This is a genomic window from Ornithinimicrobium sp. CNJ-824 (assembly GCF_001942405.1).
Classification (GTDB): domain Bacteria; phylum Actinomycetota; class Actinomycetes; order Actinomycetales; family Dermatophilaceae; genus Ornithinicoccus; species Ornithinicoccus kibberensis.
This window is the reverse complement of the sequence record NZ_MKKA01000021.1, coordinates 1-22,337: the sequence shown is the minus strand read 5'-3', so window position 1 is coordinate 22,337 and position 22,337 is coordinate 1. Positions and strand designations below refer to the sequence as shown.

Below are 22,337 nucleotides of genomic sequence, written 5' to 3'. Positions count from 1 at the left end.
CTCCACCCAGGCCCCAGCCAGCCCCGCATCCGTCCGATCCCCGACCACCCGCCACCCCGCCACGCCCCGGGTCAGGGACCGCACCGCCTCGGCCAGCCCCGGCCCCCCCCGGTCCCGGTGCCGGTCCCCTCCGGTCCTGCGTCCACGTCCCCCACCCCCTCCGGTGGTCCAACGGCAGAACCCCTTCCCCGGCTCCACCTCGTACCCAGCACACTAGAAGACCCCACCGACATACCCTCGAACACGCGTACGAGATCTACGTGAGGGCGGCCGTTCCTGATCTCGGTTCGTCCACGTCCTCCCCCGTCGCCAGGTCGCCGCACTCCACGAGCAACGGCTCGACGCGTCTGAGGTAGCTCCGCGCCCCGGCGTCCCCGGCAGCTCCGCCCAGGACCCCTTCCCAGTGACGCTGGCCGAGCACCACCGGATGCCCCGGCCGGCCCTCGTAGGCGGCCCGGGCCACCTGCCCCGTCTGCTCGCCATGGGCGTCGGCCTCGCGCAGCAGGCGCTCCACGACGGGGGCACCCACGTCCGGGAGGTCGACGAGGTGGACCACCGCGCGGCGGGGCACCGTCCGCCCACGGGTCGCGAGCGAGGTGAGCCCCGACCGCAGGGAGGCGCCCATCCCACGCGCCCAGGTCCCGCACCGCACCGCCGCGACCTGCCCGGTCCCCCACTCCGGCATCTGCCCGAGCAGCTGCTCGACCTCCTCCGCGCGGGCCCCCGTGACGACGAGCACGTCCTGGCACCCGCCGTCGAGCAGGGCCCGGGCGGCACGGTGGACCCACGGTCCCTCGGAGTCGGCGACCAGCGCCTTGGGCATCCCGTAGCGTCGCCCCTCCCCCGCCGCCAGCAGCAGTCCTGTCGTCGGGCTCATCGGCCCAGTGTCCCTGACGGCCCGCACCGCACTCGCAGCCCCTCGGTCCGCACGCCTCGCTCCTCCGGTGCAGGATGGACCGATGGACCCCGCCGGCCACACCCCCGCAGCAGAGGTCGGCTCCCGGGTGGTCGACGAGGACTGGTACGGCACCGAGCTCGCGGACCGCTCCTGGCAGAGATGCACCTTCGTGGACGTGGACCTCACCGAGGCTCTCGTCCGGGGCTGCCGTTTCCAGGAGTGCACGTTCGAGCGGGTCCGCCTCAACGCCGCGACGCTCGAGCAGTCGTCGTTCGCGGCGTGCACGTTCACCGCCTGCTCCTTCTTCGACGCCACCCTCGACGGCTGCCGGTGGGACGGCGGCGTGTTCGTCGCCTGCTCGTGGAAGCCGGTCACGGTCCGTGGGGGTTCGTGGTGGGGCGTGTCGCTGGTGGACGCGAACCTGCGGGAGCAGACGCTGTCCGGACTGCGTCTCGTCGAGGCCGACCTCTCGGGAGCAGACCTGCGCGACGTCGACCTTCGTGGGGCCGACCTCACCGGAGCGACCTGCGCCGCGCCCGGCTCGAGGCGCCGACCTTCGCGGCTGCCGTCTCTCGGCCGCCGACCTGGAGGACGCCGGCGTCCGCGGGGTGCGCCTGGACGTCGTGGGGGCCGTCGCGCTGGCGGGGTCCCTCGGAGCCGTGGTGGACACGGACGCCTAGGAACCCCGCCAGGTATGCGGTCGCGCCCTCAGTCGGGCGCGTCCACCTCCGGGGCGAGGTCGGGCACCCGCCGCTCCTCGTCCGGCAGCAGCCGCTCCTCCTCGGACTCGGCGTCGCCGACCGGCCGTTCCTCGTCGGGCAGGACGCGGCTCGGGTCGTCGTCCTCGACGGCCTCGGGATCCTCCTCGGGTTCGAAAGTGGTGGGCTCGTCGTCCAGGCCCATGCCGGCACCCTGGCTGGACAGCTCCTCCCGGGCCTCACGCCGCTGGTGCTCGAGATCTCCGCTCATGGATCCTCCTCGGGTCGGGTTCTCCCAGTGTGGACCGGACCTCGGGCAGCGGCACCTCGGGACGTCGGGACGTCGAGGGTGGGGGTGACGGGGCCCGCAGGCATACTGGCCCCGGAGGAGGTGGTGGCCATGTCGTCCGCACCCGGCACCGGCGTGGGGGTGCCCGCCGGACGGCGGCAGCTGCCTGTCCACCAGGACGACCTGTGCGTCGCACGCGTCCCGCTCTTCCAGGGACTGACCCGGGCCGAGCAGGAGCAGGTCGCCACCGTCGCCCGACCGACCAGGCTCGGACGGGACGAGATCGTCTACACGGCCGGGCAGGACGTCTCCCAGCTCATGGTGGTGCACACAGGGCGCGTCAAGATCTCCCGCGTCACCGCCGACGGCCACGAGCAGATCGTCCGCGTGCTGGGTCCGGGCGACTTCGTCGGCGAGGCGGCCTTCCTCGACGGCGGGCGTCCCGACCACACGGCGAGCGCCGTCGAGGCGACGAGCCTGTGCGTCTTCCGCCACCAGGAGCTGCACGAGCTCGTCGGGCGTCATCCCAGCATCGGGCTGCGCATGCTGCAGACGCTCAGCCGTCGCCTGAGCCGCACCGAGGAGCGCCTCGGCGCGGCGATCTCCTCCGACGTCTCCGCCCGGCTAGCCGACCACCTGCTCTCCCTGCCGGCGCGCCGTGCGGACGACCGGCTCGAGGTGGAGCTGCCTCTGGCGAAGAAGGACGTCGCCTCCGCTGCTCGGACACCACCCCCGAGTCACGAGCCGCCAGCTGCGTCGCCTCAGCGCTCGGGGGTGATCTCCCTGGGACCCGGCCGTCGGGTCACCCTGCTCGACGTCGACGCGCTGCTCGCGCTGGGGGGGACAGGACTGAGGAGCACGTGCGCCCCCGTGACGCACGTCATACGCTGCACCCCGAGCCCTCTCCGACGAATCATAGTAATCTCGTCCCAGGCCCGGCTGAAGCACCCGGGCACCTCTACTCGGGAGACCCTGATGCGCATCCTCCGCCCCCTCGTCCTCCTCGGCCTGGCCGCCGCGACGGTCCTCGCCGGATGCTCCAGCACCGACCCTGGCCCGGCACCCGCGGCCTCGTCCACCCAGGGCACGGACCAGGCCTCGGCCGACGCCATCCTCGAGCGGGTAGGCCTGGCGGGCGCGGACGGTCGCACCGTCGTCGACGAGCTCGACGCCAGCAGCCAGGCGCGACCTCTCCCGCTGACCGCTTCCGTCCGTGAGGACGTCCTGCTCCTCGGGGACGGCCAGCAGGAGGTGGCGATGCCCCTCCCGGAGGACGAGTTCTACGTCTCGGTCGCACCGTTCCGGGAGCAGACCCACGAGTGCTTCTACCACTCGCTGGCCACCTGCCGGGGCGAGCTGGCCGGTGAGGAGGTCACCGTCCGCATCGTCGCCGACGACGGGACGGTCGTGGTCGACGAGACGACGACCACCTACGACAACGGCTTCGTCGGTTTCTGGGTGCCGCGGGACCTCGTCGGCACGCTCGAGGTCGAGCACGACGGGGCCACCGGCAGCGTGCCCTTCGCCACGACCGAGGGCAGCCCCACCTGCATCACGACCCTCCAGCTGGAGGCGTGACGCCGAGCCACCCCGGCGCGCCCCCGGGATGAAGTCCGAGCACAGCGGCGTTGACACCGGCGTGAGCAGTCCCGCCCGCCGCCGTCCCGTCCCCCGCTGCCCCATCCGAGTGGGCGAGCCGTGCACGCTCTGCTTCCCCGGCGCGACCGGTCCGCAGGACTGCGGCCTGGTCTACCTGGTGCAGGACGATCCCGAGATGGCCGCCGAGCTGGCCGGGCGCCGAACCGCCCACCGCGCCGCCGAGAGGGACGCCCGGGGCTCGCTCCGCTGAGGCTCAGCGGTCCCGCCGAAGGGCGCTCAGCCCGACCCAGGCCAGCGGCAGCACGGACACCCCCATGAGCAGCCGACCCGTCCCCGGGTCGGACCCGGTGAGCACCGCCCCTGCCACGAGCAGCGCCGCGAACACGAGCACCCCGTTGGTGCGGGCGACGGTCCGCTCGAGCCGGCGCACCTGCCTGGTGAGGGTGGGCGTCCTGACCTCCAGCTCCCCCCGCTCGGCCATCGTCAGGACGCGGTCGGCCCGCCGGGGCAGGACGAGCAGGAGCCGGCCGAGGGCGAGGGCCTCGGTGACCACGGTCTGCGGCAGGCCCTCCCGCTCGTCCTCCAGGAGCTGCGTGGCGTAGGGCGTGATGGTCCCCCAGACGTCGAACTCGGGGTCCAAGCCCGTGCAGATGCCCGACAGGATGCCCACCGACCGGCCCAGCAGCAGCAGGTTCTCGGGGACCTGGAACGGCAGCGCCAGCAGCAGCTCGCGGAACTGCATCCCGAAGCGGACCATCTCCTCGGGACTGATCTGCTGCAGCTCGTCCATCCGCAGCCCCCCGAAGCGGTCGAACACCTGGTCGGCGGCCACCTCGATCGCCGCCAGGTCGGCGTCGGGCAGGAGCAGGTCCAGTCGGCGCAGACCCGCGACCATGCGGCGGCCGTCCCGCAGCCCCGCCGCGACGACCAGGTCCCGCAGTCCGCCGCGCAGCTCCTCGGGCACGTGCCCCACCATGCCGAAGTCGATGAAGGTCAGCGTCCAGCCGGGCTCGCCGGGTCCGGCGTCCGGGCGCGGAGTGACGAAAAGGTTCCCCGGGTGCGGGTCGGCGTGGAAGAACCCGTCGGTGAAGATCTGCTGCAGGTAGGTGTCCGCCAGCACCTGCGCGACCTCCGCGCGGTCGATGCCGGCCGCGGTGATGGCCTCGTGGTCCCCCAGCTTGATCGCCGAGACGTCCTGCAGGGTGAGCACGCGGCGGCCGCTGAGCTCCCACACGACGGAGGGTATGGAGACGCGCGGGTCCTCGGCGAAGTTGGCGGCGAAGGTCTCGGCGCTGGCCCCCTCGGCCAGGTAGTCGACCTCCTGCAGCGTGGTGGTCGCGAACTCCTCCAGCAGGGCCGGCACGTCGGCCCGCTCCCGGATGGGCCGGTAGCGCTGCATCCAGCCCCCGACCCGCCGCAGCGCCGCGAGGTCGACCTCCACGACCTGCTGGATGTGCGGCCGCTGGACCTTGACGACGACGTCGGCGAAACCCTGCTCGGCGGCGTCGGCGGGGTGCAGCCGGGCGCGGTGGACCTGACCGAGGGAGGCCGCCGCCAGGGGGGTCTGGTCGAAGTGGGCGAAGTGCTGGGCCAGCGGGACGGCGAGCTCGGACTCGGCCACCTCGCGGACGGCGTCGAACGCGACGGGCGGCACCTCGTCCTGGAGGCCGGACAGCTCCTGGGTGATCTCGGGGGGCAGGACGTCGAGCCGGGCCGAGAGGAACTGGCCGACCTTGATCATCAGCCCGCCCATCGACACCGCGAGGGCACGGAAGCGGACGGCGGCGCGGCGGCCCCGCTCCGTCCGCGTGCGCACCGCCAGGCGTCGCAGCCCCAGGCGCGGCAGCACGAGCTCCCACCAGATGAACCCGGCCGTGACCCGCGCGAAGAACAGCACGATCCGCCGGTAGCGGGCGCGCAGGTCCGAGCTCGTCATCGGTCCTCCGGACGCGGTCGCGGGCGGGTCGGGGTGCCCAGGTTCAGTCCTCGGCGAGGATGGCGTAGAGCCGTTTGCGGGCGTCCTTGAGCACGTCCACGGCCGCGGAGACCTGGTGCGGCGAACCGGTCCTGCCGACCTGGAGCACCGCCTGCATCAACCGGCCCACGGCCTGACGGTAGCCGGTGCCGTCCGCGACGGTGTCGGCCGCCTCGTCCCACGGGGCCCGGCCGGCGGCCAGCTGGGCGGCCGCGTCGGTGCCCGCCTCGGTGAGCCGGTGGACCTTCTTGCCCCCGACCGGCTCGGCGACGACCAGGCCCTCGTCGGCCAGCAGCTGCAGCGTCGGGTAGACCGAACCCGCCGAGGGGGTCCAGGCGCCGCCGCTGCGCTCCGCCAGCTCGCCGATGATCTGGTAGCCGTGCATCGGCTCCTCCGCCAGGAGCCGCAGGACGGCCGTGCGCACGTCGCCGCGACGGGCTCGCTGCGCCGACTGGCCGGCCAGCCCCTGGAACTGCTGGGCCATCGAGAGGAGGGACGGGAGTCCGTGCCGGCCCCAGCCGGTCTCGTCGAGAGGGTGGTGCCGGGTCATGGGAGCCTCCTGGAGGATGAACGACATATCGCCATCTATCGTCAACCTACCACTGCGACGGCGGCGTAGGGTGCGCCGATGACCGAGGACCACTCCCCCGGACCGCCGACCGAGCCCACCATGGCCGGACCGGCCATCCCCTCCGGCCGGCTCGTGCTGGTCCGCCACGGCGAGACGGAGTGGTCACGCACCGGCCAGCACACCGGCCTGACCGACCTCGAGCTCCTGCCCGAGGGCGAGGAGGCGGCCCGCGGCCTCGCCGACCTCCTGGGCGGGAGGAGCTTCGTGCACGTGCGCTCCTCCCCGCTCCGGCGGGCGCGGACGACGGCCGAGCTCGCGGGCCTGACGGTCGACGAGCTGGACGAGGACCTCGTCGAGTGGGACTACGGCGCTTACGAGGGCCGCTCCACCCCCGACATCCGCGCGGAGCTCGGCTACCACTGGACCGTCTTCGAGCACGGCGTCGTCCCCGGTGAGACCCCGGGCGAGACGGTCGAGGAGGTCTCCGCCCGGGCCAGCCGCGTCCTGGACCGGATCTGGCCGCTGCTCTTCGAGGGCGACGTCTGCCTCGTGGGGCACGGGCACGCCCTGCGGGTGCTCACCGCCGTCTACCTGCGGCAGGCACCCCGGTTCGGTGCGCACCTGACGTTCGAGGTGGGCGCGGTCGGGATCCTGGGCCATCACCACGAGGACCCGGTGGTCGAGGCCTGGAACCGCCACCGGTGAGACCCGCTCCCGTGGCGCGCCTCACGGGTCGGCCAGGAGCGTGGCGCGGGCCCTCCCCGGGCCCGGCTCGGCGGTCAGCTCCCCGGCCAGCCGCGCGAGCCGACCCGCCGCGTCGGACGGCAGGTCCAGCAGCCGGACCGCTGCGGAGCGGATCTGCTCCGGCGTCGCGGCGTTGGGGTCCAACGCCGCGCCCAGCCCGGCGTCCTCGAGGGCGGCCGCGCCGGAGAACTGGTCCGTGGACATCGGCAGCAGCAGGAGCGGGACCCCCGCGGTCAGCGCCTCGGTGACGCTGTTGTTCCCCCCGTGCGTCACGGCCAGCGCGGCGTGCCCGAGCAGGCTGACCTGCGGCAGCTCGGCGCGGACCAGCCACGACCCGGGCACCGGTCCGAGGTCCGACCTGCTCGTCGACCCGCTGGCCAGGGCCACGCGCACGTCCAGACCTCGCAGCGCCTCGGCGACACGGGCGAGCACGTCGGAGCGCACGGAGAGGAAGCTGCCCAGGCTCACGTAGACCACGGGAGGCCCCGTCCGCGCGAGCCAGGCGGCCACCTCGTCGTCGGGCCGCTCGGCGCGGACCGCCGAGCCGAGGAAGGCGTGCTCCCCGAGCAGTGCCGTGCGGGCCGGCGGGTGCAGCTCGGCGGGGTAGTTCAGCAGCAGCACGTCCCCGGACTCGGCGAACGCGTCGTCGCTCGCCGGGGCTGCGGGGTCGAGCTGCGCCAGGGCCGCGTTCCACCGCTCGGTGAACCCGTCGCGCACCCGCTCGCAACGTCGCCGCAGGTCGAGCAGCGCCTCCGGGTCCGGCTGCAGCACCTGCGGCCAGGCCGGCGGGAAGCCGTACACCTCGTCCCCGACCGTCAACGCCGTCGGTGCCCGAGGACCACGTCCCCGTGCCGGACGCCGGAGGCCATGAGCGCCAGGCGTGCGCTGAACGCGAGGTGGTCGACGATCACCTCGTCGGGCCGCACCCGGTCGACCACGCGCTGCACCTCGCGGGCGACGGCGAGCGGCTCCCAGAGCAGGTCGTCCCCGCGCGCGTCGGCCTGGAAGGCCAGGGTCTGCACGGCTCCCCGTCGGGTCGCCTCGAAGAAGCCGCGCAGCGCGTCGTCCTCGCCCGGGGGCTGGTCCTCCGCACGGATCACGCCCGGGTTGGACCCGCGGCCGAGCTGCAGGTGGGCGCGCTCGAAGCCGAACCGCCGCACGATCCCCTCCGTGCTCGGACCGGTGGCCACGACGACCTGTTCGCCCGCATCGGCCCACGCGGTCGCCAGGGTCGCGAGCGGCAGCAGGTGGGAGGCGTAGTCGGGACTGACGACGAGCAGCGTCACGACGGGGCCTCCCGGTGGACACGGTCGTAGATGCCGGCCAGCGACGCGGCCATCGTGCCGATCCCGAACCGCTCGGCCACCATCGTGCGCGCGTGCTCGGCCCGAGCCGCCCCCCCGGGCGCGACGGCCAGGTCCAGGGCGGTGACCACGGCCTCGGCCAGGGCGTCCTGGGAGGTGGTGTCGACGAGCAGGCCGGTGACCCCGTGCTCGACGTAGGTGGCCGGTCCGCCCACCCGAGGAGCGACCACCACGAGGCCGGACGCCATCGCCTCGAGGATGGCGATGCCGAACTCCTCCTTGAGGCTGGCCGACACGTACACCCCGCCTGCGGCGGCGAGCCCCGGGCGACCGTGCCGGACCGCGGCCAGCCAGGTCGCCACGGTCTCGTTGGGACGGTGTCCGGCGAGCAGCAGGCCCCGGCCGGCCTCCTCGCCCGGGGGGACGGTCTCGGCGACGAGGGAGAGCTGCTCCTCCTCGTCGTCGGTCGGGTCCGCCAGGTCACCGCCCACCAGCAGCAGGTTGCAGCGCCGCGCGCACCGGGGGTTTCGGGCCCACGCCTCGACGAGGGTCGCCATCCCCTTGACCCGGTGCAGCCGTCCGACGGAGACGAGCAGGGGCAGGCCGCGCCGTGCGGGTGGCAGGGCGCACAGGACCGCGTCCAGCTCCGCGAGGTCCTCCCGGGAGGCGGGGGGTATGACGTCGCGCCCGGTGGTCGTCACCGCGCGGGCGGCGCGCCGGAGGGGGCCGAGGTCGATCCCCTCGGGCACGACGCTGAGCCGCTGCGCCTCGGCCTCGGGGTCCAGGTGGAGCAGGTCCCTCAGGTCGCGCTCGAGGTCGGGCCTGGGCAGGGCGACGAGGTGGGCGGACCGGGCGGCCAGGTCGCGCAGGAGCCGGACCCGGAAGACGAGGTGCTCGGCGTGGTCGACCGGGCCGAACGTGGCCCGGGTGAGGGCGCCCGCGGCTCGCGGGCGGCGACGAGGGCGTGGGGGTCGGGTGCGAGCGTGAGCACCGTCGGGATGCCCAGCTCGGCCGCGACCTCGGCCGCGGCCCAGGAGCCGACGTCGGCCATGCGCAGGTGGAGCACGTCGACGGGCCCGGCGGCGGTCAGGACCTCGCGCAGCCCCCGTCGCACGGCGTCGCGCAGGTGCCAGGTGTCGGCGGAGTGCCGGACGGGCCCCGGCAGGGGCACGCCGACGTAGTGGTGCCCGGGGGCCCGGAGGTCGGCAGGGGTGCGGTCCTGGCCGTGGTGGCTGCGCGAGAGGGTCAGCACCCGGGACACGCGGGGGTCGGCCAGGAGCGCGTCGCCCAGGTGCACGAGCAGCGTCGCGATCCCGCCGGTGTCCCCCTTCCCCGCGCTCTGCAGGCTGCCGTCGATGTCGGCGTGCAGGAAGAGCTGGGCGACGGTCAGGCCCTCGGCACGAGGCGCCGCCCCGCCCCGACCGTCGGGGCGCCTGCGTGGTGAGGTGTCCCACGCCTCGAGGGTCGCCGCGGCCAGGGTCCCCGTGAACCCCCCGGCGGCGGCCAGCCCGGTCAGACGAGGCACGGCCGCCGGCAGCGGCGGGCCGAAGCCGAGGGCCCAGGCGGCGTGCTCGCGCAGGAAGGGCACCGGTGAGCTCAGGAGGGGCAGGACCAGCGGCGTGGCCGTCCGCGCTCCGCCGGCCGCCGCGTGCACGGCCGCGATCGCGGCGAGGTCGTCGGCGGGGTCGTCGACGGCCCGCTGCAGGACCGGACCGGCGGCCGCACCGTCCTGACGGGCGGCGAGCGCGACCGCGTCGAAGGCCTCGATGCCCGCGAGCAGGGAGGGTGCGTCGCGGACGACGTCCAGGGCCTCCTGGGTCCTGGAGGCACGGAGGGTGGTCACGGGCCGGCTGCGGTGGCTCTCCCCTCCCCCGGTGCCACCGCCGTCGACGGCCCGGCGGCGGACCGCAGGAGCAGGTCGGTCGCCACGCCCAGCGCGATGGTCGCCGGGTCGCGACCGTCGAGGCCCGGCATCCCGACGGGCGTGACGACGCGGTCCACGACCTCCTCCGCGAGGCCGCCCTCGACGAGAAGGCGACGGCGGAGCCGGGCCCACTTGGTCGCCGAGCCGATGAGCCCGATGGTGCCCAGGCCCTCGGTACGCAGGGCCGCGTCCACGACGGCGGCGTCCTCGGCGTGGTCGTGCGTCATGACGAGCACCTGGGTGCCGGCCGGCAGCTCGCCCAGGACGAGCTCGGGCAGGACGGGGACGGGGTGCGGGTGGACCCGGGCGTCGGCGTCCGCCAGCGGGGCGAGCCGCTCGGGGTCCAGCCGGCCGGGTCGGGTGTCGACCAGGTGCAGGTCCAGGTCGTGCCGGGCCAGGATGCGGGCGAGCTCGTGCCCGACGTGCCCCATGCCGAAGATCGCCACGGCCGGGGGGACCGGGAGCGGCTCCAGCAGGACGGTCACCTCGCCGCCGCAGCACTGGACCCCGTGCGGTGATGGGGCCTTCTCGGACAGCGACGTCGTGAACGTCTCCGGCCTGGCGCAGCGGTCCTCGAGCATCTCCCGGGCGCGCTCGACGGCGACGGCCTCGAGGTTCCCCCCACCGATCGTGTCCCAGGTCCGGGTCCTTCCCACGACCATCTTGGCACCGGCCTCGCGCGGCGCATGGCCGCGCACGGCCGTCACGGTGACCAGGACCCCCGGTTCCCGGCGGTCCCGCAGGTCGACCGCCGCCCGGAGCCAGCGCACGGCTCAGCCCTCCCCGAGCTGGTGCAGGAGGGTCTCGGTCTGGGGGCGGCGTTCCGGCGCCTCGGGGTCGGCCTCCGGCGGTGGCGGGCCGTCGCCGCCCTCGATCCCCCCGCCGTGGCCGGCCCGGGCAGCCTGGAGGGCCCAGAACACGGCCTCGGGCGTGGCCGGGCTGGGCAGCTCCACGACGGTGCCCTCGGGCCCGAAGGCGGCGCAGGCCTGCCGCAGCGCCTCCCGCACCGAGATCGCCAGCATGAGCGGTGGCTCCCCGACCGCCTTGGACCCGTAGACGGCTCCCTCCTCGTGGGCGTGCTCCAGCAGGGCGACGTGCACCACGGGCGGCAGCTCGGCGATGCTCGGGAGCTTGTAGGTGCTGGCCGACGCCGTCGCCAACCGTCCCCGGTGCTCGCCGTCGCCGGTGTCCCAGCGCAGGTCCTCCAGGGTCAGCCAGCCGGCGCCCTGGGCGAAGGCACCCTCGATCTGGCCAAGGTCGACGAGCGGCGACAGGCTGTCCCCGACGTCGTGGACGATGTCCACCCGCCGGGTGCGGTAGGCACCGGTGAAGCCGTCGACCTCCACCTCGGTGGCGGCCACGCCGTGGGCGAAGTACTTGAACGGGGAGCCCTGCATGACGGTCGAGCTCCAGTGCAGTCCTTCGGTCCGGTAGAACCCGGCCGCGGACAGGTGGGTGCGTGCGACGTAGGCGGCGGCGACGACCTCGGCCCAGGGGACGGTCGTGCCGGTGCCGAGCCCAGAGACCACGCCGTCGCGGAAACGCACGTCGGCGGCCGGCACCCCGAGCCGCTGGGCCGCGACCTGGGCGAGCCGGTCCCGGATCTGCTCGCAGGCGTCCTTGACGGCGGCCCCGTTGAGGTCGGAGCCGGAGGACGCCGCCGTCGCGGAGGTGTTGGGCACCTTGTCCGTGCGCGTCGGGGCGATCCGCACGGTGTCCGGCGCAACCCCCAGGGCGGTGGCCGCGACCTGCAGCATCTTGGTGTGCAGCCCCTGCCCCATCTCGGTGCCGCCGTGGTTGACCAGGACCGAGCCGTCCGCGTAGACGTGAACCAGCGCCCCTGCCTGGTTGAAGGCGGTGAGGTTGAAGGAGATGCCGAACTTCACCGGGGTGATCGCGACCGCGCGCTGGCGGTGCTCGTGGGTGGCGTTGAACTGCGCGATCTCGGCCCGTCGCCGGTCCAGCCCGGCCGTGCGCGTCACCTGGTCCCAGGCACGGTGGAGCCGTCCGGCCTGGGTGATCTCCTGCCCGTAGGGCGTGGTCTGACCGTCCTGGTAGAAGTTGCGGCGACGCAGCTCGTGGGGCTCCAGGCCCAGCAGCGGGGCGCACCGGCCAAGGATGTCCTCGACGACGAGCATGCCCTGCGGCCCGCCGAAGCCCCGGAACGCGGTCTGGGAGGTCTTGTGGGTGCGCGCGATGCGCCCGGTGACCCGCACGTCGGGGATCCAGTAGGCGTTGTCGACGTGGCACAGGGCCCGGGTCAGCACCGGCTGGGACAGGTCCAGGCTCCAGCCGCCGTCGGAGGTCAGGGTCGCCTCGAGCGCCTGCAGGCGGCCCTCGTCGTCGAGGCCGACCCGCCACCGGGCGTGGAACCCGTGCCGCTTGCCCGTCATCGTCAGGTCCTGGGACCGGGTGAGCCGCACCCGGACCGGGCGCCCGGTGAGGATCGCGCCAAGGGCGGCGACGGCGGCATACCCGTGCGGCTGCATCTCCTTGCCCCCGAAGCCCCCGCCCATGCGCAGGCACTGCACGGTGACCTCGTGCCGGGGCCGACCCAGCACCCGGGCCACGACCGCCTGCGTCTCGCTGGGGTGCTGCGTGCTGCTCTGGACCAGGACGGTGCCGTCGTCCTCGACCGTCGCGAGGGCGGCGTGCGTCTCGAGGTAGAAGTGCTCCTGGCCGGCCATCTCCAGCTCGCCGTCGAGGACGTGCGCCGACCGGGCCAGGCCGGCCTCGACGTCCCCGCGACGGAGCGTGGGCTGGGCCCCCTGGAAGCTGCCGGCGGCGATGGCCTCGGGGAGGGTGAGGATCGCGGGGAGCGGCTCGTAGTCCACCCGGACGGCCGCGGCACCCCGACGCGCCGCCTCGAGGGAGTCGGCGAGCACCCAGCACACGGCCTGCCCGTGGAAGCACACCTCCGTGGGGAACAAGGGCTCGTCGTCGCTGTCGCCGCTGTCCCCCACGCCCGGCACGTCCTCGCCCGTGAGCACGTGCACCACGCCGGGCACGTCCCGGGCGGCGCTGGTGTCGAGGCGGGACAGCAGGGCGTGGGCGTGGGGCGCCTGGACCGGCCAGGCGTGCAGCACGTCCTTGGTGCGGGGGGCCAGGTCGTCGGTGAAGCGCGCGCGTCCGGTGACGTGCAGGGCCGCGGACTCGTGGCGCAGGCTCCGTCCGACGACGGCGCCGGCGGGCCGTTCCGACAGCGAGCTCACGACGGCTCCTCCCCCGCGGCCGGGTGCTCGGCGTGCAGCTTGAGCAGGGACTGCTCGAGCATGGCGCTGCGGTAGCGGGCGCTGGCCCGGTGGTCGGTCAGGGGCGTCCCCTCCGTGGCGAGCACCGCGGCGGCCTCGACCGCCGTCCGCCGCGCCCACGGCATACCCTCCAGCGCCGACTCGGTGCGCCGGGCCCGCAGCGGGGTGGCCCCCACCCCGCCCAGCCCGATCCTCGCCCGCACGACGGTGCCGTCGGTCACGTCGAGCGCGTACGCGACCGCGACGCTGGAGATGTCGTCGACCCGACGCTTGGCGACCTTGTGGAAGGCGGTCGTGCCGGCCAGCGGCACGGGGATGCGGATCTCGCGGATCAGCTCGCCGGGGCGGCGGACGCTGCTGCGGTAGCCGGTGAAGTAGTCGGCCAGCGGCACGACCCGCTCGCCGTCGGGACCGGCGAGCACGATCGAGGCCTCGAGGGCGAGGAGCACCGGCGCCGCGTCGCCGATCGGCGAGGCGGTGCCCAGGTTGCCCCCCAGCGTCGCCGTGTTGCGCACGAGGCGGGAGGCGAACAGCGGGAAGAGCTGGCCCAGCAGCGGGACCCGTCCCGCGAGCCCGCGCTCGACCTCGGTCAGGTTCAACGCCGCGCCGATCCGGATGCTGCCGTCGTCCACCTGCAGGTGGCGCAGCTCGGGCACCCGGTCGACCGCGACGAGCAGCGCAGGTCGCGAGCCCCTGAGGTTGACGTCGACACCGACGTCGGTCGACCCGGCCAGGAGCACGGCGTCGGGGTGGTCGGCGAGCAGCCGGACCGTCTCCGTCAGGTCCCTGGGGCGCACGAGCTCGGCGCCGTCGGCCCGGACCCGGGTATGCCGCGGGTCGGGCGGCGGGCGTCGGCGGCGCTCGGCGAGGGGGTCGGTTCCCGTGGGATCACCGAGCGCGTAGGCGGCGTCGCGGATCGGCCGGTAGCCGGTGCAGCGGCACAGGTTGCCCGAGAGGGCGTGGAGGTCGAAGCCGTTCGGGCCGTGCTCGTGGTCGTCGTCGAGCTCGTGCCGGGGCGCCCGTGTGGTGCGGTCGGGCCGGTAGAACTCAGCGGCCATCGCGCAGACGAAGCCGGGGGTGCAGTAGCCGCACTGGGTGCCGCCGCGGTCCGCCAGCTCCCGCTGCACCGGGTGGAGGCGGTCCGGGGAGCCCAGCCCCTCGGCGGTGACGACCTCCTGGCCGTCCAGGGCAGCGGCGGGCACCAGGCAGGAGTTGACCGCGACCCACTCGGTGGTGGTGGCGTCGGCCCCCGGCCGGGAGAGCAGGACCGCGCAGGCACCGCACTCCCCCTCGGCGCACCCCTCCTTCGCACCGGTGAGTCCCCGGTCGCGCAACCAGTCGAGGGTGGTGGTGTGGGGAGTGACGTCGCCCAGGGGGGTGCCCTGGCCGTTGACCCTGAGGAAGGCCGGGGCCACCGCGGTCTCCGGCCGCGACGTGCGCGTCATACCCGAGGATCCTAGCGACGGGAGGGCTCCCGACGGCCGGTCTGTCCAAGGTGGACCCGAAGGGGCGCGTCCCTCGTGCTCCGGTCGGGTCCACGACCGGAGCCTGTCAGTCGGCAGGGTCCTCCGGGCGTGGCGGACGTTGGGGTGGTCGCGGGTCCGCCGGGTGGGACAGCCCGGGCAGCACGGCCTGTCCGGACCGCAGCGCCTGCGTGGCTCCGGGGTGCTGGTCGATGAGCGCCAGACCCTTGCGGCGGTAGCGGACCAGCTGCAGCGCCCCCAGCGCCCAGAAGGGGAACTGCACGGCCATCGCGATGCGGAAGTCGCCCAGCGTGTAGGTCGCGGGGCCGCCCGGGGCGAGGTGGTCCAGGACCAGCCCGATGAGCCCGATCGTCAGCAGGGACGCGGTGAAGCCACCGATGTTGATCATCCCGGTGGCCCGGCCGTAGCGCTCCGAAGGGTGGAACGTGCGGGCGAGGTCGAAGCTGACCATCGACCCTGGCCCGCCGACGGCCGTGACCATCACCATGACGACCAGCAGCCACAGCGGCGCCGGGCCGGGCCACAGCAGCACCACCGCCCAGATCGCGGCGATGGCCGTGACCAGGGCCAGCACCAGGGTGGAGCGGTGGTAGGGAACCCGGCTCGTCAGCATCCCGACCAGGGGGCCGGCCACCATGGCGGTCACCGTCATGAGGATGAGCAACCCGCTGGCCAGCGTCGGCTCCAGACCCTGGGCGACGAGGAACGGGTAGCCCCACAGCATGGTGAAGACCGTGGGCCCGAACTGCGACGAGAAGTGGACCCAGAGCCCGAGCCGGGTCCCGGGGTTGCCCCAGACCTCGGCCATGGTGCTGGCGAGGGCACGCATCTTGATGCGTTCGACCACCTCGCCGGTGTAGGGAGAGTCCCGGACGACGAGGATCAGCACGACGCCCAGCACGACGCCCGCCCCCGCGGCGAGCCCGTAGGACCAGCTCCAGCCGAACCGGGCCAGTGCCGCCGCCAGCGGGGTGGCCGCGGCCACGGCCCCGAGCTGGCCGATCATGCCGGTCAGCTGCGTGATCATCGGGGCCTGCTTGACGTGGAACCACAGGGCGATCAGCCGCAGCAGACTGGTGAAGACCATGGCGTCCCCGCAGCCCAGCATGACGCGGGCCGCGACCCCGGCCTCGAAGGTGCCGGCGAAGGCGAACCAGAACTGGCCCACGGTCATCAGCGTCAGGCCGACGAGCATCAGCCGCTTCGAGCCGTAGCGGTCCAGGAGCACGCCGACCGGGATCTGCATCGCCGCGTAGACCGCCAGCTGCAGCACCGTGAACGTGGACAGCTGGGCGGCGGTGATGTCGAAACGCTCCGCGGCGATGATCCCCGCCACGGACAACGAGGTCCGGTGGAAGACCGCCAGCGTGTAGACGGCCAGACCCACGACCCAGATGGTCCAGGCGCGGCGTCGCCCGATGTTGTGCACCTGCCGCCGGAGCTCAGTACCCATCCGTGCCGCCCATACCTGCCCTTCCCGGCCCAGGCTCTCCCGCAGCTCGCCGTCGCGGCTGCCGGGGGTATGGGGTCCGTCTCGGAGGCGCCCGACGATCACCGCGTCGCCGCAGCTCAGCGGCCTGTCATGTGTCCGGAGCGGGGCTTGACCCACCTGGGGCGGCCCTCTGGACACCAATAGCGGAGCATAACCGCGGGTCAGAGAGGCAGGCAATACACACCCATCGCGGCGGCGCGCCCGGGTGCCCCGCGACTCGGAGCGACGACACGCCATGACGGGCGAGAGTCTCTCGATCCCCCGCCCGCCCCCAGTGACCCGTCGCTCCATGGCATGACCTCACGACCCATGAGGTACATAAATTCGGAGCGCGCAGGTGCGTGACATCGCGACTCCGCCGATGAGCGGTCGTTGGCGGACGTCCATGAGGCAGCCGAGAATTGGGAGGTTTCTGAAGCCATGCGCAAGGCGGTTGTGGCCCCCGGTGGCGGGTGTGCACGGTGCTCGAACGCTTTGGTACCCGCCGGTGAGCTAAGAAATCCATAGCGCGACGCTTCAGCCACCTGGACTACAGGTCAGCCGTGAGCCATGCCTACCTCAGCAGGACACGCTCACCCAGGGTGCTCGTACACCACTCTGCAGGGATCCATTTACCCAGCAGCGCAGAGCCTCGAGTAGTCCATCACGCCTGCAGCAGCCCGATTGCTGGGATACGCTAGCACCATGGCGCAAACCAGGGTGTTCGTCGGGTATCGGCCGGGTTATATCGGCGGGCCGGATGATTTGCGAATGGAGTACAAAATGCTGTCAGTTGACAGCAGCGCAACTCTTGGGCAAGTGTGGAGTACAGCTTTAGAGCAGTTCGGAATCCATCCCGAATGGGATCAGACAATCCCGCATCTGGTGCAGCTGAGCTCTGGCCCCGCCGCCACCTCGAATAGTTCACTCTTCGTAAGCCAAGGTCATGTATACCTCCCAGGGGGGCCCGTGATGTGGTCCGTGCCGTGGCCACTCTTACGTGTCGACCAGCTGGACAGACTGAGACCAATGCCCCTTGACCTCGATGAGGGCGCTGCTCTTCACATCACTTGGACTCCCTACCCGGGAATGGGGAACGGCGCTGGCCTGGACTGGTCACAGTTGCCGGAGGTGTTGCAGTGGGTCCGCGACAACTGGCCGCTGGTAGAGGCGTATTTGGCCGCCCGGGGCGCGGCCGAAGTGGTCTTAGACGACACAAAGCGCGTGCAACGACTAATGAGTCGCGGCGCGGCGGTAATCCAGGAAAGAATGACCTTCTGGGACCGCGCCGGTGCCCACGTCTCCGACATAGCGGGCATGCTCAGCTTCGCCAATAAAGACAAGCGCGAAATCGCCGAAATGCTCGGCCTCGACGTCGAGGACGTTGATCCGGCCGCGTCCATCCTAAGTCCAGATACGGTCGGAATACCTTACGAGTATTACTCTGGGCCGCATGCTTTGCTGGGATTGGCAAACATCAGCGAGGATGTCACACAGAAGCCTACGCCTCTTTTCGTGTGCGCCTGTGGCAAGTCTTGGTGCAGCACTCAAGGAACGATGAGCGCCACGGCCTCAGGCCCGAAGCTTGGCCTTGCGGGCTGGGCCGACCACTTTACCTTTGATGATGAATCGATCGCGGAGTTCCACCGAGCGCTTTCCGAGTGGAACGAGAGGCGTCCAGAAGGCTGAAAGATGATTCTGACAGCTTCAAAAGGCGAAGACGACTGCCAGCGCAGTCCGTGGGACTTGAGCCGAGGTGGGGTCACGACCATGCCAGTGGATACGTGAAGGCTAGGACATGACGACGGTTGTCGCTTGGGAACGCCGCGTTGGGCAACTTTCGGAGATGGTAGTCGCAAGCGACAGCCGCTTGGGAGGAGGTGAGCGCTGGGACGCTTGTGCGAAAGTCTTCGACATCGGGCGAGATGACTCGGTACTGGCCTTCGCAGGCGATACGTCTCGTGCGCTGCCCTTAGTACTGCAGGCAGTCGCGACTACGCGCTCATACAACGGCTCCGCCCTTCGCACGCTTGATCTACCTCAGTTCGCCGGCCATCTTGAAAGCGTCCTGAACGTAGTGCTGGGTGAGGCGAGGGGGGAGGCCGCCGCGGACCCCCCCCGACTGCGAGTTCTTACTAGCTGGTTGGTCATGGAAGCTGAACGGTTTCCGGATCTATCGCTACACCTTCCACAAGCCCACCTGGAGGTTCATCGGGAACAGCACTGGACCACGACTCCCCCGTGCTCTGCGCGGACCCGAACGTGGAACTTGGTTCGCCGCGATCGGAGATGGGCGGCGTAATCTACAAGGAGCCCTGGCCCGGGACTACAACCTTGGACGGATTACTGGTCCTCTTGACTACCACCCCCTCGAGTACCTTCACCGCCAAACGAAGGACCCTTCGCTGGACACCGTGGGAGGGCCGGTCCAGGTGTCGAAAGTGTACCGGTCAGTCCGGGTGGAGCATTTCGCTCTGCGCACGGAGGACGGACTATTCGTGTCGGGGCGTCCAGTGCTGACGTATGAAAACTTAGATCTGCGAGCGATTGAGCGTACGGAAACAGGGGAGTGGGTGACGGCGCATACCTCGCCACAGCTCCCCGCAGCACGCGTCGAACTTGACAGATTGCGGGAGCCCTCGGAGCCTGAAGAGGACAACGAGTAAAACGTGACAATACTCGGGTGCGGTGCGTCTCTACGGTCCAGTCAGCCTATGCTGAGGAAGCGCAGTCAATCTCCTCAAGGATTGGCCGTGCAGGGCGGTGAAAGCCTTGTTCAGGTTGCAATGGGCAGTTGCTTCCCTCCTGGCACCTCGGCGAGGACGACCGACACGCGCCCACCACGCAGCGCCGGCTGGCGCGCGCCCTCGTACCGTGGCGTCCATGAGAGAGGGTGAGACCGTCGCGGACCTACAGAGCGAGCAGGGTGATGACGATCCCTCACATCCGGTGTTGTTGTTGCCGGAAGGCGAACGGGTGGTCGTCTTCTTCTTCCCTCTCGAGACAGGTTTCGGTTGGCCTCCGGGACAGTCTGTCCGCCTCCACGAGCGACCTCACCCGAGCCTGCTCGACGCGATTAGTCGCCTGACTGGCACGGACCGAGAACGAGCGCAATATCCCGATACGGTGGTGACGTCGTCTCTCGTCTGCCATGAGGTACCGAGCGACGCAGCTACATCTGTCCGGCTGACACCAATGATGCAGGCCTTCCACCTGGGGTTCCCCCACGTGGGCGATCCACCCGAGACGCCGCCGATACTCGAGACCACGACCGTCGTCGTTGAGGTCGCGGTCCCGTTGATTACTTTGCTGGCACGGAAGGCGTTGGACGAGGGCGTACGTGTGCTCGAGTTGCCGGACCTGCAGGACCCGCCACCAGAACTCATCAGCGACGCGTTCGACGCGGCGCTTGAAAGCGTCAGGCACTTGCAGCGGTCATATGCCGCCATAACCCGTCGTCCAATCAAGCCCCTCTCCCGGCAACAGCTCCCGCCAGTCACGGTGTACGGCGTGCGAGACATGAACGCCCTAGAGCCTGGCGCGACAACTGGCGGACTTTTCCTCACTAACGATCGTTTGGAGCGGCTGGCGGGCGCGGAGCCACTCCCGCCCGAGCGTCGCCGACTCATGCTCGATACGCCTGAGGTAGGCGCCCATGCGATGCCTTTTATCGACTTGTACAACCAAGCTGACGTAGCGCTGCACGTCGACGGGAACCTGCGCGAATGCGCGGTGATGCTGGGCGCCGCGTCCGAGGTGTTTCTTAGTCGGCTCATCCTGACAATGCGATGGGAACAAGGGTGGACGCCGGAGAGCAGCGCACGAGATTGGCCTGATTCTCTTATCGCCCGCGTCCGGCGAGAACTGCACGAAGAGGTTGGCGGGAACTGGTCAATGGACACAGGCGAGGAGGCGCCTCGGCGGTGGTACCGCGATGTTTATGCTTGCGCAACCGTGTCGCGCACGCCGGCTACGAACCCGGCTTCGACGAGTGCATCGCGGCACAGGTAGCCCTAAATGATCTAATTTCGTGGGTCGGCCACCGATTGCGTGCAGGGCGGCGCCTTAAAAGATTCCCGCGCACCGTGTCACTCTTCTACCGAGAGCGCTTGGAATCTCGTATTGACCGGTTGCCGTGGCTCAAAGAGCTTTGGCACGACCCTGGCGAGGTGCCATGGTCAACGACATCCTCCGCCTGGATCCGAACACACGATGCCATAGTCCGGGATGGGGTCGCTCCGCGATCTCCCAATTTGGCGCGCGCTGAGCTCGCATCTCTGTGGACGAGAGGGAGAGCCGAACCTCGGTCGTGGATCTTGACCGACCAGGCCACAGGACTAGCGTGCGAGGTGGAGGTAGAGCGGACGGTGGTGAAGATCCAGACGGACCGAACCTTCACAAATCACATACCCGAGAAGGCTGTCTACGTCGGGGCCCATGCACGCATCGAGGGCGACGTCCTCAGCCACGGACCCTGGGTTGAGGCCTACCACGTTAACCCTCTGTTGGTGGTCATGGTTGACCATTCAGACTTGAACCAACCTTGGCCGGTGGCGCCCGCGGCTCGTTAGAAGGACTGCCACTCAGCCGAAGCCGCCGTTTCAAACCCTCACTGTATTGCCGCAGGTCGGTAGCACAGGGATCTATTGTGGCCTGCACCGTTCTCTCAGCGGGTCGGTCCGCTCCCAACCGTTGGGACCCGGTGCATAGCTCAGTTTCGGTTCAAGCCGAACCGCCGGGACAGCAACTTGTTCTTCCAGAAGGACTCGATCTGCTCGATAGTGTCGTCAGGGGTGTTCTCGTCGATCACCTCGAGCACCGAGACCTGGTAGGTCCTTCGCCCTCCTCGCGCCGCGGCCTTGAGCGCCACGTCACCGCCATCTCCCCCGCCCGCGTAGTTCATCCAGCGACCAAGGAGGCTTTCGGCGCCCTTGGCGGATCCCACGTATTGCTGACCCGAGTCGACGTCGACCAGCAGGTACACCCCCTTTACGCTACGGAGGACTTGTTGCCAGCCGTTCGGGAGGCTTGGCACGTCATCGACGAGATGGGTGAACGAGCGGAAACCTGGGAAGTGGGGCTCGTACTGGTGGGCAATCTCGACCACCGGCTTCGGCTGGTTTGCGGCTCGCTGAACCCAGCTGCGGGTTCCAGCGCCCCAGTCAATGACGACCATGTCCTGATAGCTAGCTAGGGCCTCGATCGGCTGTAGCTCGTATTTGAACTGACCGGAGACGTCGTGCTTCAGCAGAGCGTCGATGGTCCCGGGCGGGCAAAGCCCGACGTCGGCTACCCGGTACATGCCCACGAACACGGTCTTGCGGGCCTCGGTCACGACGAAGCTCGCCAGCAGGTCGCCGGTCGGGAATTTGTTCTTATGCTGAACACTCTGGTACGCCTCGAAGGCGTCGCGATCGTTCCGCCAGGCACCGTAGAGGCGTCCCGCTCCTAGGCGGCCGTCTTGATGCCGGACGAGACGCACTTGCGACGCGTCTATGCCTTCGAGCGCCAAGATGTCGTTAAACGTCAGCACGACAACCTCCAGTCCTTCACTGTGATGGGCCCTGAGGCTAGCGGGAATTCGCCAGAAGCATGGCAGGCGATTCCTGAGTCGGGATGGCGTCAGGCTGCCGGGATCACCAGCGCCGGCCCTTCTTGCTCGTCACGTGCCAGGCGCCGGGATGCTCGGCGAAGCAGGGGTGAATCGAGTTGACCGCACGACCCGACGCTTGGAGCGCCATGAGGGCGTGTCGGGCAAGCCAGCGGTTGGCGTACGGGACCTTCTTGCACATGGCGCCTCCAACAGAAGTGACTGGTTGGAGTGGCGCCTCGCTTATCTACGAACGACACAACGGCGGTGTGCTGAACCTCGATCCGCCGAGCGGGTTCCTGGGGGAATTGAGATGCGGGCTGAGAGGATTTGCTGAGCGAGTTCGGCGTCGGGGCGCGCGGGAGCCGCCGGTCTGCCCGGCTTTTCCACTTGGGGTCGTTCCTCGTCGGGGCAGGAGTGGGTGTCAGGCGGGGGCGTAGGCGCCGGCGTACATGCCTGCCCAGGCGTCCTGCCAGGGCCAGTTGGTGGGTAGGTGCAGGTGCAGTCGTCGGGCCCGGTTGGCGATCCGGGCCGGGATC

At 71.2% G+C, this 22,337-nt stretch carries 18 protein-coding genes and 1 pseudogene; 6 read left to right on the top strand and 13 right to left on the bottom strand.

Features of this window, described 5'->3' with window-relative positions; all coding sequences use genetic code 11:
• Positions 1-256: 256 nt before the first annotated feature.
• Complete coding sequence (locus tag BJF81_RS08895; protein WP_075958048.1) at positions 257-877, bottom strand: nucleotidyltransferase family protein; 621 nt, start codon at positions 875-877, stop codon at positions 257-259.
• 82 nt (positions 878-959) lie between these two features.
• Between BJF81_RS08895 and BJF81_RS21490 the strand changes: the two are divergent.
• A pseudogene (locus BJF81_RS21490) lies at positions 960-1,364 on the top strand (pentapeptide repeat-containing protein); the annotation flags it as partial.
• Between the two features lie 242 nt (positions 1,365-1,606).
• On the opposite strand, the gene BJF81_RS19525 reads toward BJF81_RS21490, so the two are convergent.
• On the bottom strand, positions 1,607-1,867 hold the full coding sequence (locus BJF81_RS19525) for a hypothetical protein (protein WP_075958044.1): 261 nt from the start codon (positions 1,865-1,867) through the stop codon (positions 1,607-1,609).
• A 129-nt stretch (positions 1,868-1,996) separates the two neighbouring features.
• Between BJF81_RS19525 and BJF81_RS19520 the strand changes: the two genes are divergently transcribed.
• Positions 1,997-3,463, top strand: a complete 1,467-nt coding sequence (locus BJF81_RS19520; RefSeq protein ID WP_237770144.1) for a CueP family metal-binding protein — start codon at positions 1,997-1,999, stop codon at positions 3,461-3,463.
• A gap of 61 nt (positions 3,464-3,524) precedes the next feature.
• On the top strand, positions 3,525-3,734 hold the full coding sequence (locus BJF81_RS08870) for a DUF6767 domain-containing protein (protein WP_083664107.1): 210 nt from the start codon (positions 3,525-3,527) through the stop codon (positions 3,732-3,734).
• 3 nt (positions 3,735-3,737) lie between these two features.
• Here BJF81_RS08870 and BJF81_RS08865 read toward each other — a convergent pair whose 3' ends face one another.
• Together BJF81_RS08865 and BJF81_RS08860 are read right to left on the bottom strand one after the other, a co-directional pair.
• A complete protein-coding gene (locus tag BJF81_RS08865) occupies positions 3,738-5,420 on the bottom strand; it encodes an ABC1 kinase family protein (protein WP_075958042.1) in 1,683 nt (560 codons plus the stop codon).
• A gap of 43 nt (positions 5,421-5,463) precedes the next feature.
• Complete coding sequence (locus BJF81_RS08860; protein ID WP_083664106.1) at positions 5,464-6,009, bottom strand: PadR family transcriptional regulator; 546 nt, start codon at positions 6,007-6,009, stop codon at positions 5,464-5,466.
• 78 nt (positions 6,010-6,087) lie between these two features.
• Here BJF81_RS08860 and BJF81_RS08855 point away from each other — a divergent pair, with 78 nt between their 5' ends.
• On the top strand, positions 6,088-6,735 hold the full coding sequence (locus BJF81_RS08855; RefSeq protein WP_237770143.1) for a histidine phosphatase family protein: 648 nt from the start codon (positions 6,088-6,090) through the stop codon (positions 6,733-6,735).
• Between the two features lie 21 nt (positions 6,736-6,756).
• Here the strand turns inward: BJF81_RS08855 and BJF81_RS19515 are convergent, their stop codons facing one another.
• The 8 genes from BJF81_RS19515 to BJF81_RS08825 form a co-directional block, all read right to left on the bottom strand.
• Positions 6,757-7,593: a glycosyltransferase gene (locus tag BJF81_RS19515; RefSeq protein ID WP_237770142.1), complete on the bottom strand. Its 837-nt coding sequence runs from the start codon at positions 7,591-7,593 to the stop codon at positions 6,757-6,759.
• Positions 7,590-8,060, bottom strand: a complete 471-nt coding sequence (locus tag BJF81_RS19510; RefSeq protein ID WP_237770141.1) for a hypothetical protein — start codon at positions 8,058-8,060, stop codon at positions 7,590-7,592. The genes BJF81_RS19515 and BJF81_RS19510 overlap by 4 nt, the downstream gene beginning before the upstream one ends.
• Positions 8,057-8,827: a glycosyltransferase family 4 protein gene (locus tag BJF81_RS19505; protein WP_237770140.1), complete on the bottom strand. Its 771-nt coding sequence runs from the start codon at positions 8,825-8,827 to the stop codon at positions 8,057-8,059. The genes BJF81_RS19510 and BJF81_RS19505 overlap by 4 nt, the downstream gene beginning before the upstream one ends.
• A gap of 50 nt (positions 8,828-8,877) precedes the next feature.
• Entirely contained in the window at positions 8,878-9,921 is a 1,044-nt protein-coding gene (locus BJF81_RS19500; RefSeq protein WP_237770139.1) for a hypothetical protein, read from the bottom strand.
• On the bottom strand, positions 9,918-10,772 hold the full coding sequence (gene xdhC / locus BJF81_RS08840; protein ID WP_075958041.1) for a xanthine dehydrogenase accessory protein XdhC: 855 nt from the start codon (positions 10,770-10,772) through the stop codon (positions 9,918-9,920). Before xdhC ends, BJF81_RS19500 begins: the two co-directional genes overlap by 4 nt.
• A gap of 3 nt (positions 10,773-10,775) precedes the next feature.
• The gene (xdhB, locus tag BJF81_RS08835; RefSeq protein WP_075958040.1) at positions 10,776-13,214 is read right to left on the bottom strand and encodes a xanthine dehydrogenase molybdopterin binding subunit; all 2,439 of its coding nucleotides are present in this window, start codon (positions 13,212-13,214) and stop codon (positions 10,776-10,778) included.
• Positions 13,211-14,698 (bottom strand): xanthine dehydrogenase small subunit, encoded by a 1,488-nt coding sequence (locus BJF81_RS08830; protein ID WP_075958039.1) that lies wholly within the window; start codon positions 14,696-14,698, stop codon positions 13,211-13,213. Before BJF81_RS08830 ends, xdhB begins: the two co-directional genes overlap by 4 nt.
• 106 nt (positions 14,699-14,804) lie before the next feature.
• The gene (locus BJF81_RS08825) at positions 14,805-16,190 is read right to left on the bottom strand and encodes an MFS transporter (protein WP_075958038.1); all 1,386 of its coding nucleotides are present in this window, start codon (positions 16,188-16,190) and stop codon (positions 14,805-14,807) included.
• Between the two features lie 1,047 nt (positions 16,191-17,237).
• Here BJF81_RS08825 and BJF81_RS08820 point away from each other — a divergent pair.
• Both BJF81_RS08820 and BJF81_RS08815 read left to right on the top strand, forming a co-directional pair.
• Positions 17,238-17,897, top strand: coding sequence for a hypothetical protein (locus tag BJF81_RS08820; protein ID WP_075958037.1), 660 nt, complete (start codon positions 17,238-17,240; stop codon positions 17,895-17,897).
• A 1,194-nt stretch (positions 17,898-19,091) separates the two neighbouring features.
• The gene (locus BJF81_RS08815; RefSeq protein ID WP_143780756.1) at positions 19,092-20,219 is read left to right on the top strand and encodes a hypothetical protein; all 1,128 of its coding nucleotides are present in this window, start codon (positions 19,092-19,094) and stop codon (positions 20,217-20,219) included.
• A 700-nt stretch (positions 20,220-20,919) separates the two neighbouring features.
• Here the strand turns inward: BJF81_RS08815 and BJF81_RS08805 are convergent.
• Positions 20,920-21,741 carry a GIY-YIG nuclease family protein gene (locus BJF81_RS08805; RefSeq protein ID WP_075958034.1) on the bottom strand — a complete coding sequence of 274 codons (822 nt, stop codon included), beginning with the start codon at positions 21,739-21,741 and terminating at the stop codon, positions 20,920-20,922.
• Positions 21,742-22,337: the final 596 nt, after the last annotated feature.

What these genes read in the sequence shown, in the direction of transcription:
- BJF81_RS08895 (WP_075958048.1), bottom strand. Translation starts at nt 877, where the DNA reads ATGAGCCCGACGACAGGACTGCTGCTGGCGGCGGGGGAGGGGCGACGC.
- BJF81_RS19525 (WP_075958044.1), bottom strand. Translation starts at nt 1,867, where the DNA reads ATGAGCGGAGATCTCGAGCACCAGCGGCGTGAGGCCCGGGAGGAGCTG.
- BJF81_RS19520 (WP_237770144.1), top strand. Translation starts at nt 1,997, where the DNA reads ATGTCGTCCGCACCCGGCACCGGCGTGGGGGTGCCCGCCGGACGGCGG.
- BJF81_RS08865 (WP_075958042.1), bottom strand. Translation starts at nt 5,420, where the DNA reads ATGACGAGCTCGGACCTGCGCGCCCGCTACCGGCGGATCGTGCTGTTC.
- BJF81_RS08860 (WP_083664106.1), bottom strand. Translation starts at nt 6,009, where the DNA reads ATGACCCGGCACCACCCTCTCGACGAGACCGGCTGGGGCCGGCACGGA.
- BJF81_RS08855 (WP_237770143.1), top strand. Translation starts at nt 6,088, where the DNA reads ATGACCGAGGACCACTCCCCCGGACCGCCGACCGAGCCCACCATGGCC.
- BJF81_RS08830 (WP_075958039.1), bottom strand. Translation starts at nt 14,698, where the DNA reads ATGACGCGCACGTCGCGGCCGGAGACCGCGGTGGCCCCGGCCTTCCTC.
- BJF81_RS08825 (WP_075958038.1), bottom strand. Translation starts at nt 16,190, where the DNA reads ATGGGTACTGAGCTCCGGCGGCAGGTGCACAACATCGGGCGACGCCGC.
- BJF81_RS08820 (WP_075958037.1), top strand. Translation starts at nt 17,238, where the DNA reads ATGCCCCTTGACCTCGATGAGGGCGCTGCTCTTCACATCACTTGGACT.
- BJF81_RS08815 (WP_143780756.1), top strand. Translation starts at nt 19,092, where the DNA reads ATGAGAGAGGGTGAGACCGTCGCGGACCTACAGAGCGAGCAGGGTGAT.